12 protein-coding genes are annotated in these 14389 nt (G+C 69.7%); 6 read left to right on the forward strand and 6 right to left on the reverse strand.

Annotation, left to right across the window (positions count from 1 at the left end; translation table 11 throughout):
* Nucleotides 1-275: 275 nt before the first annotated feature.
* Together ACZ4Z5_RS03995 and ACZ4Z5_RS04000 are read left to right on the forward strand one after the other, a co-directional pair.
* Nucleotides 276-2153, forward strand: a complete 1878-nt coding sequence (locus ACZ4Z5_RS03995) for a vWA domain-containing protein (protein ID WP_468256256.1) — start codon at nucleotides 276-278, stop codon at nucleotides 2151-2153.
* Nucleotides 2154-2421: 268 nt separating this feature from the next.
* Nucleotides 2422-3015, forward strand: a complete 594-nt coding sequence (locus tag ACZ4Z5_RS04000) for a hypothetical protein (protein WP_468256258.1) — start codon at nucleotides 2422-2424, stop codon at nucleotides 3013-3015.
* Nucleotides 3016-3181: 166 nt separating this feature from the next.
* On the opposite strand, the gene ACZ4Z5_RS04005 is transcribed toward ACZ4Z5_RS04000, so the two are convergent.
* Entirely contained in the window at nucleotides 3182-4747 is a 1566-nt protein-coding gene (locus ACZ4Z5_RS04005; protein WP_468256260.1) for a recombinase family protein, read from the reverse strand.
* Between the two features lie 79 nt (nucleotides 4748-4826).
* On the opposite strand from ACZ4Z5_RS04005, the gene ACZ4Z5_RS04010 reads away from it, so the two are divergent.
* Entirely contained in the window at nucleotides 4827-4955 is a 129-nt protein-coding gene (locus tag ACZ4Z5_RS04010; protein ID WP_468256661.1) for a hypothetical protein, read from the forward strand.
* A 124-nt stretch (nucleotides 4956-5079) separates the two neighbouring features.
* On the opposite strand, the gene ACZ4Z5_RS04015 is transcribed toward ACZ4Z5_RS04010, so the two are convergent.
* On the reverse strand, nucleotides 5080-6015 hold the full coding sequence (locus ACZ4Z5_RS04015) for a LysR family transcriptional regulator (RefSeq protein WP_468256263.1): 936 nt from the start codon (nucleotides 6013-6015) through the stop codon (nucleotides 5080-5082).
* A 72-nt stretch (nucleotides 6016-6087) separates the two neighbouring features.
* Between ACZ4Z5_RS04015 and ACZ4Z5_RS04020 the strand changes: the two genes are divergently transcribed.
* The gene (locus ACZ4Z5_RS04020) at nucleotides 6088-6738 is read left to right on the forward strand and encodes a maleylpyruvate isomerase family mycothiol-dependent enzyme (protein ID WP_468256266.1); all 651 of its coding nucleotides are present in this window, start codon (nucleotides 6088-6090) and stop codon (nucleotides 6736-6738) included.
* A 9-nt stretch (nucleotides 6739-6747) separates the two neighbouring features.
* Here the strand turns inward: ACZ4Z5_RS04020 and ACZ4Z5_RS04025 are convergent, their stop codons facing one another.
* A complete protein-coding gene (locus ACZ4Z5_RS04025) occupies nucleotides 6748-7857 on the reverse strand; it encodes a glycosyltransferase (RefSeq protein ID WP_468256269.1) in 1110 nt (369 codons plus the stop codon).
* A gap of 321 nt (nucleotides 7858-8178) precedes the next feature.
* Between ACZ4Z5_RS04025 and ACZ4Z5_RS04030 the strand changes: the two genes are divergently transcribed.
* On the forward strand, nucleotides 8179-9018 hold the full coding sequence (locus tag ACZ4Z5_RS04030; RefSeq protein WP_468256271.1) for a hypothetical protein: 840 nt from the start codon (nucleotides 8179-8181) through the stop codon (nucleotides 9016-9018).
* 134 nt (nucleotides 9019-9152) lie between these two features.
* Here ACZ4Z5_RS04030 and ACZ4Z5_RS04035 read toward each other — a convergent pair whose 3' ends face one another.
* The 3 genes from ACZ4Z5_RS04035 to ACZ4Z5_RS04045 all read right to left on the reverse strand — a co-directional run bounded on the left by ACZ4Z5_RS04035 (nucleotide 9153) and on the right by ACZ4Z5_RS04045 (nucleotide 12744).
* Complete coding sequence (locus ACZ4Z5_RS04035) at nucleotides 9153-10001, reverse strand: hypothetical protein (RefSeq protein WP_468256274.1); 849 nt, start codon at nucleotides 9999-10001, stop codon at nucleotides 9153-9155.
* Between the two features lie 147 nt (nucleotides 10002-10148).
* Entirely contained in the window at nucleotides 10149-11441 is a 1293-nt protein-coding gene (locus tag ACZ4Z5_RS04040) for a metallophosphoesterase (protein WP_468256277.1), read from the reverse strand.
* 202 nt (nucleotides 11442-11643) lie between these two features.
* On the reverse strand, nucleotides 11644-12744 hold the full coding sequence (locus ACZ4Z5_RS04045) for a LacI family DNA-binding transcriptional regulator (RefSeq protein ID WP_468256280.1): 1101 nt from the start codon (nucleotides 12742-12744) through the stop codon (nucleotides 11644-11646).
* 390 nt (nucleotides 12745-13134) lie between these two features.
* Here ACZ4Z5_RS04045 and hisC point away from each other — a divergent pair, with 390 nt between their 5' ends.
* Nucleotides 13135-14217: a histidinol-phosphate transaminase gene (gene hisC / locus ACZ4Z5_RS04050; RefSeq protein ID WP_468256283.1), complete on the forward strand. Its 1083-nt coding sequence runs from the start codon at nucleotides 13135-13137 to the stop codon at nucleotides 14215-14217.
* Nucleotides 14218-14389: the final 172 nt, after the last annotated feature.

Consider the following 14389-nt stretch of genomic DNA (forward strand, 5'->3'; position numbering starts at 1 on the left):
TGACCACGCCGTGGGGTGTTGGGGGGTGTCGTGCCTGTCTTCGAGTGAATCGAGTTCGGCACCGCACACAAGAACGTTGGCCAGCACAGACGTTCCGGCCGCCTGGACCCACGGGGATCGAAAGGCGGGACGGCACAACGTCCGCTCCGCTGGTCCCCGGTGCGAGAACACGTCTCACCGTTCCCGAGCGCCCGTTCCCTGACCGGCAAAGCTAGGGGCCGACAGACAACTTCCTGGAGATCACCTTCATGTATCCAAGGCCACGCCGACGACGCGTGCTCGCTGCTGTTTCCTTGCCGCTGCTCGGCGTGCTCCTGTCGCCGGCCGCGACCGCGAGCGCCTCCCCCGCAGCGCCGGAGGTGCCGGAGCCTGCCCGGATCAACCTGGTTCTCGACCTGTCTGGTTCGATGAACGAGAACGACGCCGGCGGCCAGACCCGCCTCGCAGCCGCGAAGCAGGCGGTCACCCGGATCATCGACACCGCCCCCGAACAGGCCCCGCTGGGACTGCGCGTGTACGGCGCCACGTACCCCGGAAAGGACAAGAAGAAGGGCTGCGCCGACACCCAGCAGGTCCTGCCGGTCACACCGATGGACCGGACGGCGCGTGCCGACGCCAAGAAGCGCGTCGCGGGCTTCAAGGCGGTCGGGTTCACACCGATCGGCGTCTCGCTCCGCGAAGCCGCCAGGGACCTCGGCACCAGCGGCAAGCGCCGCATCATCCTGGTCTCGGACGGCGACGACACCTGCGCGCCGCCGCCTCCCTGCGAGGTGGCCCGCGAGCTCAAGAAGCAGGGCATCGACCTGGCCGTGGACGTGGTCGGCTTCCGGACGCCCTCCTCGGCACGCGCGCAGTTGAAGTGCATCGCCGACGTGACCGACGGGTCGTACGCGGACGCCGACGACGCCGACTCGCTGACCGCCAATCTCGGCACCCTGTTCCGCAAGGGGTGGCGGACCTACCACGCCACCGGCAAGCCGGTCGACGGCTCCCTCAACGGCTGCCAGGACGCTCCGCTGGTCACGCCCGGCCAGTACCTGGACAAGTTCACCGGCGGACGCGACCTCTACTACAAGGTCAAGAAGCGGCCGGACCAGCGGCTCCAGGTGAGCGCCACCGCCGTCGCCGAGGAGGGGTACGGGCGCGGCTCCATCATCACCGTCGCCGCCGGTCCTCCGGGAGACGGCGAACCCCGCGAGTGGCTGCGGGAGTTCGACCAGTCGATGGGATGGGCGAACATCATCTCCACCGGAGGCCGCAGCAAACCCGGAGCGGGCAACGAGAAGCCCGCACCGAACGACATCGGCTGCATCATGGTCGAGAACGACGTGACCCAGTCCGGCGACAAGCCGATGCCCGTCGAACTCCTCGTCGGCATCGCCGACAAGACGACCCAGGAAGCCGGCGCGCGGACTCCCGAGCCCCGCACCGGGGCGGACGCCGAGGGCGGCTTCTCCTTCAACAGCGCCACCCCGATCGGCCCGGGCACCCACCGGCAGTCGATCGCCGTCGGTGAGGCCCCCTTCTGGCGGGTGGAGGTGAAGGCGGGCCAGAAACTCACGGTCAAGGGCGGTGTGGACATCCCGGCCGACTTCCCCAGCTCCGTCACCACCGGCTGGAGCGTCACGGTCTACAACGCACAGCGCGAGGAGACGCAGTGCAACGAGGACCACGACGTGACCGAGCTCTTCGCGCGCAGGACCGGGCACATCGAGCGGGTCTGCGGGCCCTGGGAGATCACCGACGGGGACGCCGCGAAGACCTCCGACTCCAAGGGATACGACGTGCCCGGCACGTACTATATCCAGGCACAGGTCGCCGAGCCGGACGACGAGGCGAAGGGCATCGTCGTACCGATCTCGCTGACCGTGGACGTCTCCGGCACGCCGCGCTCCGACAACAGCCCGGTGTTCCACTTCGGTGACGACGCCACCCAGGGCGCCTCGCCGCCCGGCACGAACGGGAAGGGCGACCAGGAGGGGACCGGCGGGACGGACGAGAAGGGCAGGGCCGACGGCACGACGGCCGCCGCGAAGGGCGACGAGTCGCTCGTGGGCAGGCTCGCGCTGCCCGTCGGCATCGGCGCCGGAGTCCTCCTGCTCGGCGGCATCACCTTCTACGCCCTCAGGCGCCGCGGGGCTGCAGCCAGCTGACCGGAGCCCCCTGCTGGTCCGCTGCCCCAAAGGGCAGCGGAGCGGCCTGTCCCGCCTGCAATGCCGACCGCGACCAGAGCGGGCGGATACGAAGCGGACGGGTGATCGGTGCAACGGCGCCGACAGCGAGAGCGGCGACCGCATCGACGACCCGTCCGAGGGTGCGCTCATCATGATGGTCAGCGACCTCGACGACTCCGACAACACCTATCCAAGTACAACTGATGGATGATCACTGATGGGGGAACGAGTGATGATGCTTCGAACGATGCGCGGTGCGGCTGCGGGTATCACGCTGGTACTGGCACTGGCGGGCTGCTCGGAAGGCAGTACTAGTGGTGGAGGCGCCGGTGAGAGTCGCGCAGCCGACGCGCCGTTCAACCCTTCCCAGCTGGCCCAGGCCATCCCGAGCGAACTCGCCGCCCCCAAGGGCTGGAAGGGAGATTCGCCCCTCGTCAGGGACGGGAGCAAATTGCAGAAGCGCTGCGAGCAGGGGGCTCGATTCAGCTGTGCCGGGCTCACCTCGTATGGGAACAGCCGGTACTCCACGAGCGGGGCGTTCGTGGATTTCGAGCTCCTCGCGTACGACTCGGTCGACAACGCCAAGGTGGGCATGAAGTCGCTGGTCGCCGACACCCATGAAGGGAAGCCCGACGCCAAGCCGCTGACCGTCGACGCGGGCGCCGACGAGACCGACGCCTACGCGGACGGGAACCGCCCGGGCGTGGTCCTGCGCGTCGGCACCGTCGTGGCCTTCGTCTTCGGCGACTCTCTGCCCAAGGACCACGACCTGCAGTCGTTCGCCAAGTTCCAGGTTCAGCGCATCAATACCGTTGCCACGGGCAAGAACCCCGACGCCTAGGACATGCTTTAGACCTCGCCCGCGACCCCGCCATGTGGTTTGCCGCCCGCCACTGCCCCGGACGGCCATCCAGTCAGATCACCGACTTCGAAGAACACGACCTAGTGCCGTGGTCTCGCCGCTGAGCGGTCCCAGCTCAGAGTCATGCTGTGGCTGGGTACCCGCCTCACTCGGAAGTGCGCCACACAGGCTTGAGCAGCTCGTAGTCGAACGCCTTGTTCCCCTTGCCGCCGGGGACGGCCACAACGGCTACGAGCGCATCCTTTATGGCCTTGCGCTTCTGCGTCAGCGTCTTGCCCTTGAACGACGCGGCGATGTCGGCTTCTGCGGCCTCGGCCTCCGCCTTCAACGCCTCGTTCTTCGCCTGGTCGGCACGCAGCTCCTTGATGCGCCGCTCGATCACCGGAAGGTTCCGGAAGAACGCCTCGTCGTCGATGTCGGTGTCTTCGTCGTCGTGCCACCGGCGCTCCAGCTCCTTGCGGCTGCGGATGGCACGTTCTAGGGCTTCGGCCTTGTCCCAGTCGGGCACGTCGCGGGACTTGCTGGCGGCGTCCTTCTCCAGCTTGGCGATGACCACGTCCACCACGAACCTGTCGGTCTCGTCGCCCCGCTTGTACGTCTTGTTGCACCCCCCGTCGACGGTCTTCTTGCACATGTAGGCGTGCTTGTACTTCAGCCAGTCGTTCGCCTTGATGCCGATCATCTTGTTGTTGCAGACGGTCCCGTCCTCCAGGACGTTGCCGCACCTGAGGATGCCCGTCAGCAGGTACTTGTGGACCAGACCGCCCGTCGGCACGCCGGACCCTCGTCCCCGCTCGCGGATCGTGTTGGTCACGGCGTACCAGTCCTTGGGAGTGACGATCGCCTCCCACTCGCCGACTACGGGCTTGTCGTCGCCGTCGCGGACGAGCTCGCCCTTGATCTCCCGGTAGCCGCAGAGTCGCGGGTTCATCAGTACCTGCTTGACGGTCTGGTACTGGAAGGGGTTGCCCCGGCTCGTGATGAACTCGGCCTCCTTCCACTGCCGGGTGATCTCGGAGATGGATGCCCCCGCGATCACGTCCTTGACGGCCTGGCGGATCGCGTCGGCCTCCTTCGGGCGGAGTGTGACCTTGTCGTCCTCCCACCCGAACGGTCGCCATGCGGAGACGGCCAGGCCGCGAATCGCGCGGTTGCGGTGGCTGTTGCGTGAGCGGCGCTGCTTCTTCCTCGTCTCGCTGAGCGACATGGCCACGCCCACGAGACCCTTGATCTCGAACCCCTCGGCGTAGAGGTCCTGGATGCCGTTCGAGTCGTGGTAGACGCGGCCTTCGTGCGCCGTGAACGCCTTCAGGTACCGCTCCCAGTCGCTCGGCCGGCGGTAGAGGCGGTCGTCGTTCACGGCCATCACGCCATGGATGGGGTAGCCCTCGGGCGTGTGGCCGGCCTTCAGGTCGGTGATGAGCTGCTCGAAGTCGTCGCGAACGACGCTCTCCTTGCTCGCGCTCTTGTCGTTGTCGGTGTACCGGTAGACCACCAGCCAGTCGAACGTACGGGCGTGGTCGCCCATCTCGCGGTGCTGGTCCTCGATGCCGTGGGCGTCCTTGACCCGTCCGTCGAACGAGATGCGCGCGTAGCAGACGACGCATTTGAGCGTCGGGTCCGCGGCGAGCATCGCTCGAACCTCGTCCACGGTCGGCGTGCCTTCGGGCACCCCTCGCAACCTGCTGACGAGCTCTTCGCGCTTCTCCATCGGCGGCCCCCCTCGGGTCTCGTGTGGCTGTCTGTCCACGACCCTAGACCATATGGATACTCTGCTAATGCTCTGTTCGATGAAGATCTCACAGGACATCCGGCGCGAACACGGAGGTACCCAGGAGGAGATCGAGGAGGGCATGGCGGAGAAGTCGCGCGAGTTCGCGGAGAGCGGCAACCGCGTCTACCTGCCGCTGGCCGACTGACCCGGCCGACTGGCCGAGCAGTCCGGTCCAGCCGACCGACCCGGGCGACCGGGCGGCGGACGGACCCGCGACCCATGGGGGGAGTCGCGGGCCCGTCCGCGATCCGGGGCGTTTCCGGGTGGGCCTACCGTGCGGCCTCGCCGACGTTGCCCGGGGCGTCGCCGAAGGCGGCTCGCAGACGGCCCAGCAGGGCGCAGGCCGCAGGTCCGGCCGGCCCGGTGGTACGCCAGGCGAGGGCGACCCGGGCGCGTAGCCGCGGCTCGACGAGCGTCAGGACGCGCAGACCGAGGCCGGAGGCGACGTCCGCCCGGGGCATCGGCACCACCGCCACCCCGAGCCCGCGGGCGGCGAGCTGCGCCAGGAACCGCGGATCGGCCGCCTCGAACACCACCCGGGGGTGGAACCCCGCGCGGGCGCAGGCGCGGTCCAGCACTCCGCGGGTACCGGTACCGCGCGGCAGACTGATCACCGGCCGGTCCCGGAGCGCCGCCAGCCGGACGCTCGTACCGCCCTCGTCCGCGACGAGCTGGTCGTCCCCGGCGACGGCGGCGACCAGCGGCTCGTCGACCACGACCTGGACGGAGACACCGGGCGGAGGTTCCTCGTCCGCGAGTCCGGCCACCGCGATGTCCAGTTCACCGCGCTGAAGGGCGGTGAACAGATGCTCCGACGAGTCCTCGGTCAGGGTGACCTCGATCCGCGGGTGCCGCTCATGGAACGCGGCCAGTACGGAGGTCAGCGGAAACCCGTGGACGCCGGCACCGGAGAGCACACCGATGGTGACCCGGCCGCGCAGCAGACCGCTGAACTCGTCCACCGTCTGCCGCGCCCCCTCCACGGCGGCGAGCGCGGCCCGGGCGTACGGCAGTACGGCCTCGCCCACTTCGGTCGGCGTGACCGACCGGCCGGAACGGTCCAGCAGTTGCTGTCCGAGCTCCCGTTCGAGCTGCCGGATCTGGGCGCTGATCCCCGGCTGTGCCAGGTGCAGCCGCGCGGCGGCACGGGTGAAGCCGCCCTCCTCCACCACCGTGACGAAGTACTGCAGCTGACGGAGCTCCATAACCGAGGATTCTAGGAGAGATAAGCACACGGTCTTGGACTTATGGTGGCATGCGCGACCAGGCTGGACGCCATGGGAGAGACCACGAATCAGCACACGCAACCGGCAGACATCACAGCGGCGATCGCGGCCGAACGGTGTGAGCTGGCCGACCTGTTGGACACGCTCACGGACCGCCGATGGGACGCGCCGAGCCTGTGCGGCGGCTGGCGGGTGCGCGAGGTCGCAGCCCATATGTCGTTGGGCTTCCGGTACTCGCTGCCGAGGACCGTCCTGGAACTCCTCAAGGCGGGAGGACGCCTCCACCGGATGACCGACCGGTGTGCGCGCCGGGACGCGGCGGCCCACTCGCCCCGGGAACTCGCGCGGCTGCTCCGGGACAACGCGCACCATCCGTGGACGCCGCCCGTCGGCGGTGCCGCGGCCGCTCTCGGCCATGACGTCGTGCACGGCCTGGACATCACGGTGGCGCTCGGCCTCGACCGCCGAGTGCCCGAGGACCGGCTGCGCATCCTGCTGGGCGGTGTCACCCCCCGGACGACCAAGTTCTTCGGCGCGGACCTCGACGGTGTACGGCTCCGCGCCACCGACCTCGACTGGTCCTTCGGCACCGGAACGCAGGTGTTCGGCGAAGCGCAGCACCTGCTGCTGCTCGCCTACGGCCGAAGGCTCCCGCCGGGGCTCCTCGAAGGCCCGGCGGGAGACCGGTTCACCGGCGTCTGAGGAGAGGCCTCAGCGGGACTTGCGGGCCGGGCGCTGGGACTTGGTCCTGCGCCCGCCTGTGGTCGGCAGGGGGATGGCCGCCAGCTGGATCCGGGCGAACTCGCGGTTGGCGAGGACCTGGCGGCGGTGGGACTCGGGCAGGTCCGGCATGGCCAGGAGACGGTCGCACGCCTGTAGGGAACTCCTGTAGTCGCCGACCCAGTACGCCGTGATCGAGTATTCGAACAGCAGCCCCCAGCGGTAGACCCACGGCTGGGTGAACAGCAGGTCCTCGGCCGGGCACTCCTTGCCCAGGGTGGCGCAGTTCAGCGCGTGGGCGGCCTGGTAGCGGCCCATGGTCCGGAGCCGGCAGGACAGTTCGTAGCAGGCCTCCAGGCGTTGCGGCCGGGTCTCCCACGCCCGGGTGAAGGCGTCCATCGCCCCCGGCCAGTCGCCGTTCCCGGCCTTGAGGATGCCGACCTGGAGCAGGGAGCAGTAGACCTCCTCCGCCCAGCCGCCCATTTCCGCGCGCTTCTCGTAGAGGGTGATGGCCTCGGCGTCCCTGTCCATGTCGCGCATGGTCTGGGCGAGGTAGAAGACGGTGCGCGAATTGCCCGGGTCGCGCTCCATCTCCGCGCCGAGCAGCCGGGCGTCGCGTTCGAACTTGTCGTGCTTCGACCCGCCGTCGCCGTAGTCCACGATGACCAGGGCATCGAGGTTCTCCTGGTTGGAGGGCTCGTCGCAGGTCAGGTACTCATGGGTGACGCCTTCGTAGCGCCATGTGAAGTCCCCTCGGACCAGGCGCTTGATGCGGTACGAGGTCGTGCAGTCGTGGCGCAGCATGTACGCGTCCGCGGTCAGCCGGGGCAGCGGGGCGTCCTGACGGATGGCCAGGTCGGCGTCGAGCAGCAGCAGATAGTCGGCCTTGCCCCGGGCGTGCGCGATGTTCAGCGAGCGGTTGTGGCCGAAGTTCACCCAGGGCTCCTCGTGGAGTTCCCCGGGGATGCCGCCGAGTGCCGAGCGGATCAGGTCCTGGGTGCCGTCCGTCGAGCCGGTGTCGGAGATCACCCAGGTGGTCACCAGATCGCGTACGGAGGCGAGGCACCGCTCGATGACGCGCGACTCGTTCTTGACGATCATGCACAGGCAAATGGACGGCTTCACGTCATCACCGGTCCCGGGTGTCTGTCGTGGCGGAGGGCGGCCGGGCCTCACTGTGGCATAGCAAGTCATTCCATGACTTATGTCCACGCGCGGGGGTCGCCGATTGCTGCCCGGTCAGGCGCAACAACGCTATGGGCGTATTGGATGGAGTTGGTCCATATGTATGTAGGAATTGGCCCGTGCTGCTGATGAATCTACCCATTTGGGCACGACCCGCGAGCGCTGCAGTCCCGAGCGGGCAAGCATCGCTATTGCGTTCGGGGCGCGCCCGAACCGGTTCGAACAAGGAGCACGTACATGAGTCCTGAGAACAGGACGGGGTCCCGTCTGGGACCGCTGCCCCGTCGCGGCAAATGGATGGCGGGAGGCACGGTCGCCTCGCTCGCCCTCCTGCTGGCCGGGATCGCCGGACCCCAGATCGCCACGGCGCAGGTCCTGAACCCCGGAACCACGGTCGCCGCGGGCGACGACTGCAAGCCCCGGATCGCGCAGCACGACGGGGACAAGGACAAGGACAAGGACAAGGACCGGTGCAAGGTCGGCCCCACGGGTGCGACCGGCGCCACGGGTGCGACCGGCGCCACGGGTGCCACGGGTGCCACGGGTGCGACCGGTGCCCCCGGTGAGGACGGCGCCACGGGCGCGACCGGCGCGACCGGTGCGACGGGTGCCACGGGTGCCACGGGCGCGACCGGTGCGACGGGACCGTGCGTCGACGTGGACGCCGAAACCGACCACGGCAACGAGTACCTCGCCCAGCTCGCCGGGATCACGGTCTTCGCCTTCCAGCGGCCCGCCGGCGGCACGACATACGGCTTCAACGTGTACGACGCCCCGGAGAACCCCTGTGGCATCGCCGTGCACACCGGGACGCTGCCCGACGACGACGACCCCGGCACCGACGAGAGAAGGGTCTACATCACCGTCGGGCACAGCGACAGTATCGCCCTCCAGGAAGCCCAGTGCATTCCGGGCACCGGGACCCCCGGGCTGGGTGGCGGTCCCGTCTGCGGCCCGTTCGGTGCCCCGTTCCTGCTCCCGGGCGAAGCGATGAACAGGTCGGTCCAGCGCGACTCCCTCAGCCCGCAGGAGCGAGTGAACGCCTGGGTGAATCACCGCGCCAAGACCATGAAGTAGTCCTGCGCTCCGACGCCGCCGAGTTCTGACGGCTTGACGTGTGCCGTGCCCGGTCCGCCGGTCACGGCACACGCGCGTCGAGCACGGCACACGCGCGTCGGAGGCCATGGGCAGGCGCCCCGATGCCTGCGGACTCAGTCCGGCCGGTGCTCCGGCCCCCCGAAGTGGGGGCTGGTGAAGTCCGGGCTGGTGAACGTCGGCCGGGGGCTGCCCGCGACCTCGTCCGGGCTCGCGAAATCGGGGCTGCTGTAGCCGAGCGTGGGAATCCGGCGGGCCGGGGAATCCGTCGAATCCGGGGATGCCGACGAGCCGGTGCCGGAGGTGGGGGCGGGGTCGGCGAGGGCGTCCCGCAGGAACGGGAGGATGCCGCGCTCCAGCAGCGCCTGACGCCAGGCGTCCCGCGCGCGCGTCACGTCGTCCGCAAGGGGGTCGTCCCCCGGATCCGGCGATGCCGCCGCGACGGAGGCGGTGCCGTTCCGCAACGCCGTGATCAGCAGACCGACCGCCGCGACGAGGATGCCGAGTGCGGTGAGCGCCGCGAAGGACCAGCCCGCCGTCAGCATGGTCCGTGCGAAGGCCGGTTCGGGAGTGAACAGGGTCAGGGCATAGCCCACCAGCAGGAATATCACCGTGGCGGTGCCGGAGAGCACCGGAGCCAGCACGGTCACGACGGCGGCGATCCCGGCACCCGCCGGCTCGGTGGTGCCGCCCGCTGCAGGGGCGGGGACGGCGTCCTGTCCCGCGGAGGCCGGTGAGCGGCGCACCTCGCGGACCTTCACGTACTGCTCGTACTCGGCGGCTGCGGCGGCGGTTATCAGGACCGCCGCGTCCAGGGCCATCGTGCGCAGTCGGTCGATACCGAGCTGCCGGCCCGTTCCGTTGGGATCCGGCCGGTCGCGCACGCTGCGAAGAGCCTCGTCGACGGCGCGCACGAATTCCGGGCGGTCCTCGGCCAGCAGGTGCGGAGCGCTGTTCATGTGCATCCCCCGATGCTCCGTAGGGCCGGAATGCCTGTGTGGACGGGCAGTTGGGCGGAAACGGAGGAGAGCCTGCTACGGATAAGCCGATGGTAGAGCGGGCACGGCGCGAGGTGACAGGGGGTTTCCGGAAATCGCCCCTGCTCGTCGCCCTCAGTCGGGCAGCGGCAGCTGGACGACCAGTAGCTTTCCGGCCATGGTCACTCCGCCGTCCATGGCGATGGCGAGCCCCTCGGCGTACACGTGCGGACCGTCGACGACCGGACCGGAACCCTCGTCGCCGTCCTCGGAGCCGACCTGGCCGAGCAGATACGGGATGGGGCTGTGGCCGTGGACGATGCGCCGTCCTCCGTAGGCGTCGAGCAGTTCCCGTACGGCGGTGGGTCCGGCTTCGTCGTTGAAGGCGAAGCGCTTGGTGAACTTGCGGAAGAGGTCCCAGCACTCGTCCGCGTCATTGCGGGTGAGGATCTCGTGGACGGTGTCGTTGACGTCCTCGATGGTGGAGCCGTACTCGAGGTACGCGGTGGTGTCCGAGTGCAGCAGGAGGTGTCCGTCCTCCTCCACGACCGCGTCGAGCCGGGACATCCACTGGAGGTGGACGTCCTGGAGCCGGTCCATGTCGGACTTCTGGCCGCCGTTGAGGAGCCAGGCCGCCTGGAAGGTGGCCGTGCCGGCACCGGAGTTGACGGGTGTGTCACCGAAGCGCTTGGCGCCGATGAGCAGCAGTTCGTGGTTTCCCATGAGGGCCTTGCAGTAGCCGCCGGCTGCCGCGGCCTCGGCGGACAGGCGCATGACGAGGTCGATGACGCCGATGCCGTCCGGCCCGCGGTCGGTGAAGTCACCGAGGAACCACAGCCGGGTGTTGCCCGCGGCCCAGTTGCCGTCGGCGTCGATGAGCCCCTGGGCCCGGAGCGCGGCGACGAGTTCGTCGAGGTAGCCGTGGACGTCGCCGACGACGTAGAGCGGTCCGCGGCCGTTGTCGGGCACCGGGGCCGGGTCGGGGGTGACGTGCACCTGGACGGTGTCGCCCCGGTTGATGACCGGCAGGTCGCGTGCGGTGGGCGTGTAGCCGTCCGGTTCGTCGCCGGGAAGCGCGTTCCCCGGGTGCGCCGGCGCCGTGCCGCCGCCCATGGGGCCGAATGCGGCAGTGTGCTCGCCGGCGACCGGGGCGGCCGGAGGCGTGGGCGGTACGGCCGGGTGACCCTGCGGCGGGGGAGACACCTGGTGGGCCGGCGGTGCCGGCGGTCCGTCCGGCGCGGGTGGGACGGACCCGGCGGGCGCAGGCGCCGCGGACGGAGCGGCGGGCGGGACGAGTGCATGCGCTTCCTCCGACGGCACTGCGGGCGTGCCGTCGGGATGCGCGGGAGCCTGCGCATACGGCGGCACGCGGAAGTCGCGCAACGTCGCCGTTCGCACCACGGGTCCTTGACCGGCCCCCTGAGTCATTGACCCCTCCACCACCGTCGCGCCGCCGTACACCGGTCGGACCGTTCCCCCGCCGTCGGAAGGGTTTTCCCTGCCGATCGACGCCGATCCGTGATGTCGTGCGCCCATCATAGGAATGAGGCCCCTGCTGTGTGACGCACCAGGGGTGGTCAATCCTGCTGTACACCCAGCCCGGCGGGCAATTCGCCCCTGTTCATCCGGGTCAGTCCGTCGATGGTGAACGTGGTGCGCTCACGGTCGTACGCGGAGGGCGACGTTCCGACGAGGCGCGGACGATGAGTTCGGTCGGTATGACCTGTTCGACCGGACGGCTGCCCCCGACCCCTTCGATGGCGTCGATCAACAGCTGGACGACCGCCGTGCCGATGCGGCGCGGCTTGAGGGACAGCGTGGTGACCGGCGGGTCCGTGTTGGTGTACACGGTGGACTCGCTGCAGCAGACGAGCAGCAGGTCGTCGGGCACGCGCAGACCGTAGCGCCGTGCGGCGGCGAGGAGGTCGGTGCCGTTGGGGTCGAACAGCCCGTAGACCGCGTCCGGCCGGTCGGGCCGGGCGAGCAGCCGGTCTGCGGCGACGGCGCCCGCGCACGGGTCGTGTGCCGGGTAGCTCTCGTAGACGGGGTCCTGGCCGACCCGTTCGCACCACTGGAGGTACGCCGTGGTGGACAGACGGGTGTAGGTGTCCGTGCTGGTGCCGGTGAGCAGTCCGATCCTGCGTGCGCCGGCGGCGGCGAGATGGTCGAGCAGGTCCATGACGGCCGCTTCGTGGTCGTTGTCGACCCATGCGGTGACGGGGAGCGACCCGGCGGGGCGCCCGTCGGAGACCACGGGGAGACCCTGGCGGACCAGTTCGGTGACCACGGGGTCCTGGTCGGAGGGATCGATCACGACGGTTCCGTCCAGTGCGACGTTCGACCAGACGTCGTGCCGGGAGGTCGCGGGCAGGATGACCAGGGCGTAGCCGCGGGCGAGCGCGGCGGACGTCGCGGCTCTGGCCATCTCCGCGAAGTACGCGAACTCCGTGAAGGTGAACGGTTCGTCTCCGTACGTGGTGACGGTCAGGCCGATGAGGCCGGACTTTCCCGTGCGGAGCGTGCGGGCCGCGGCGGAGGGGCGATAGCCCAGCCGGTCGGCGACCTCGCGGACATGCCGGCGGGTGGCGTCCGGGAGCCGGCCCTTGCCGTTGAGCGCGTCGGACACGGTCGTGATGGACACACCGGCTGCGGCGGCCACGTCCCGGATGCCCGCTCGCCCCAGCCGGCGACCGGTCGACCGGCTCACCTGGTGCTTCCCTGCTGCTGTCATGGCGAGCCGATATTAGGGGGATGGGCGGTGATGGGCGCGGGTGCATATGCCCGCATTGACAGGCACGATTCTGCATGATCACTTATGGTCTATCCCCTTGAAAAGAGAGGGAGTTGATGTGATCGGCATAAGAGTGCGGAGTGTCCGGGCGGATACGGTCGCCACTTGACGTAGGTCTCGAAGAGGTCTCAACTCACCTTCACGGGGGATGCGCGCCACGGCGCAAGCCACGGCGCACGGTTTGAAGCGTGCGCCCTTGATTTCTGGTCGCCCGCCATTCGCACCGGGGCTCAATCCTCATAAGGTGAGAAGTATTGATGAGCATGGAGCTGCTGTGCGCGGGATCCGCCCGCACGGCACTTGATCTGCAAGGGCCGAGGAGGACCTGCGGTGAGCGAGACGAGTCCCAAGCTGCGCGCCGAGCTGGACGGTGTTCCCACGTACAAGCCGGGGAAGCCGGCCGCTTCCGGCGACGACCGGGTGACGTACAAGCTGTCCTCCAACGAGAACCCCTATCCGCCGCTGCCCGGCGTGATGGAGAGCGCGGTCGCCGCGGCCGGGAACTTCAACCGGTACCCGGACATGGCCTGCACGGGACTGATGGAGGAGCTGTCCTCCCGGTTCGGCGTGCCGGTGAGCCACATCGCCACGGGCACCGGTTCGGTGGGCGTCGCCCAGCAGCTGGTGCAGTCCACCTCCGGCCCCGGTGACGAGGTCGTCTTCGCTTGGCGGTCCTTCGAGGCCTACCCGATCATCACGCAGATCAGCGGCGCCACCGCCGTGCAGGTGCCGCTGACCGCCGGTGACGTGCACGACCTGGACGCCATGGCCGACGCCGTGACCGACCGCACCCGGCTGGTCTTCGTCTGCAACCCGAACAACCCGACCGGCACGGTCGTACGGCGTGCGGAGCTGGAGCGGTTCCTGGACCGCGTGCCGTCGGACGTGCTGGTGGTGCTGGACGAGGCGTACCGCGAGTTCATCAGGGACCCCGAGGTACCCGACGGCATCGAGCTCTACCGCGACCGCCCCAATGTCGCGGTCCTGCGCACCTTCTCCAAGGCGTACGGCCTGGCCGGACTGCGGGTCGGCTTCGCGGTCGCGCACGAGCCGGTCGCGGGCGCGCTGCGCAAGACCGCCGTGCCCTTCGGTGTGAGCCAGCTCGCCCAGGACGCCGCGGTGGCCTCGCTGCGGGCCGAGGACGAACTCCTGGGACGAGTCGGCGCTCTGGTGTGCGAGCGCAACCGGGTGTACCAGGCACTGGTCGAGCAGGGCTGGACCGTGCCGGAGACGCAGGCGAACTTCGTCTGGATGCGTCTCGGGGAGCGCACCCTCGACTTCGCGGCGGCCTGCGAGAAGGCCGGCGTGGTGATCCGGCCGTTCGCCGGCGAGGGTGTGCGGGTCACCATCGGCGAGAACGAGGCCAACGACCTCTTCCTGCACACGGCGGAGGCGTTCCGCAAGGAGATGTAGGCGGGCCTCCGGCGGGGCCGGGAACGGAACCCTTCGTTCCCGGCCCCGCGGCATATCCCCCGGCCGGCCGCCGGTCATCCGCGCAGGCCAGGTCCTCAGGGCGCGGGGCCATGGGAGTGCCGGACCACCGGACCACGGGACCACGGGACGGACCACGGGACGCGGCGCTCCA

Source organism: Streptomyces sp. NPDC030222 (assembly GCF_055573115.1).

Coding starts and splice junctions, on each gene's coding strand:
- ACZ4Z5_RS04000 (WP_468256258.1), top strand. CDS start 2,422: ATGCGCGGTGCGGCTGCGGGTATCACGCTGGTACTGGCACTGGCGGGC.
- ACZ4Z5_RS04005 (WP_468256260.1), bottom strand. CDS start 4,747: ATGGAGAAGCGCGAAGAGCTCGTCAGCAGGTTGCGAGGGGTGCCCGAA.
- ACZ4Z5_RS04010 (WP_468256661.1), top strand. CDS start 4,827: ATGAAGATCTCACAGGACATCCGGCGCGAACACGGAGGTACCCAGGAG.
- ACZ4Z5_RS04015 (WP_468256263.1), bottom strand. CDS start 6,015: ATGGAGCTCCGTCAGCTGCAGTACTTCGTCACGGTGGTGGAGGAGGGC.
- ACZ4Z5_RS04020 (WP_468256266.1), top strand. CDS start 6,088: ATGGGAGAGACCACGAATCAGCACACGCAACCGGCAGACATCACAGCG.
- ACZ4Z5_RS04025 (WP_468256269.1), bottom strand. CDS start 7,857: ATGATCGTCAAGAACGAGTCGCGCGTCATCGAGCGGTGCCTCGCCTCC.
- ACZ4Z5_RS04030 (WP_468256271.1), top strand. CDS start 8,179: ATGAGTCCTGAGAACAGGACGGGGTCCCGTCTGGGACCGCTGCCCCGT.
- ACZ4Z5_RS04035 (WP_468256274.1), bottom strand. CDS start 10,001: ATGCACATGAACAGCGCTCCGCACCTGCTGGCCGAGGACCGCCCGGAA.
- ACZ4Z5_RS04040 (WP_468256277.1), bottom strand. CDS start 11,441: ATGACTCAGGGGGCCGGTCAAGGACCCGTGGTGCGAACGGCGACGTTG.
- ACZ4Z5_RS04045 (WP_468256280.1), bottom strand. CDS start 12,744: ATGACAGCAGCAGGGAAGCACCAGGTGAGCCGGTCGACCGGTCGCCGG.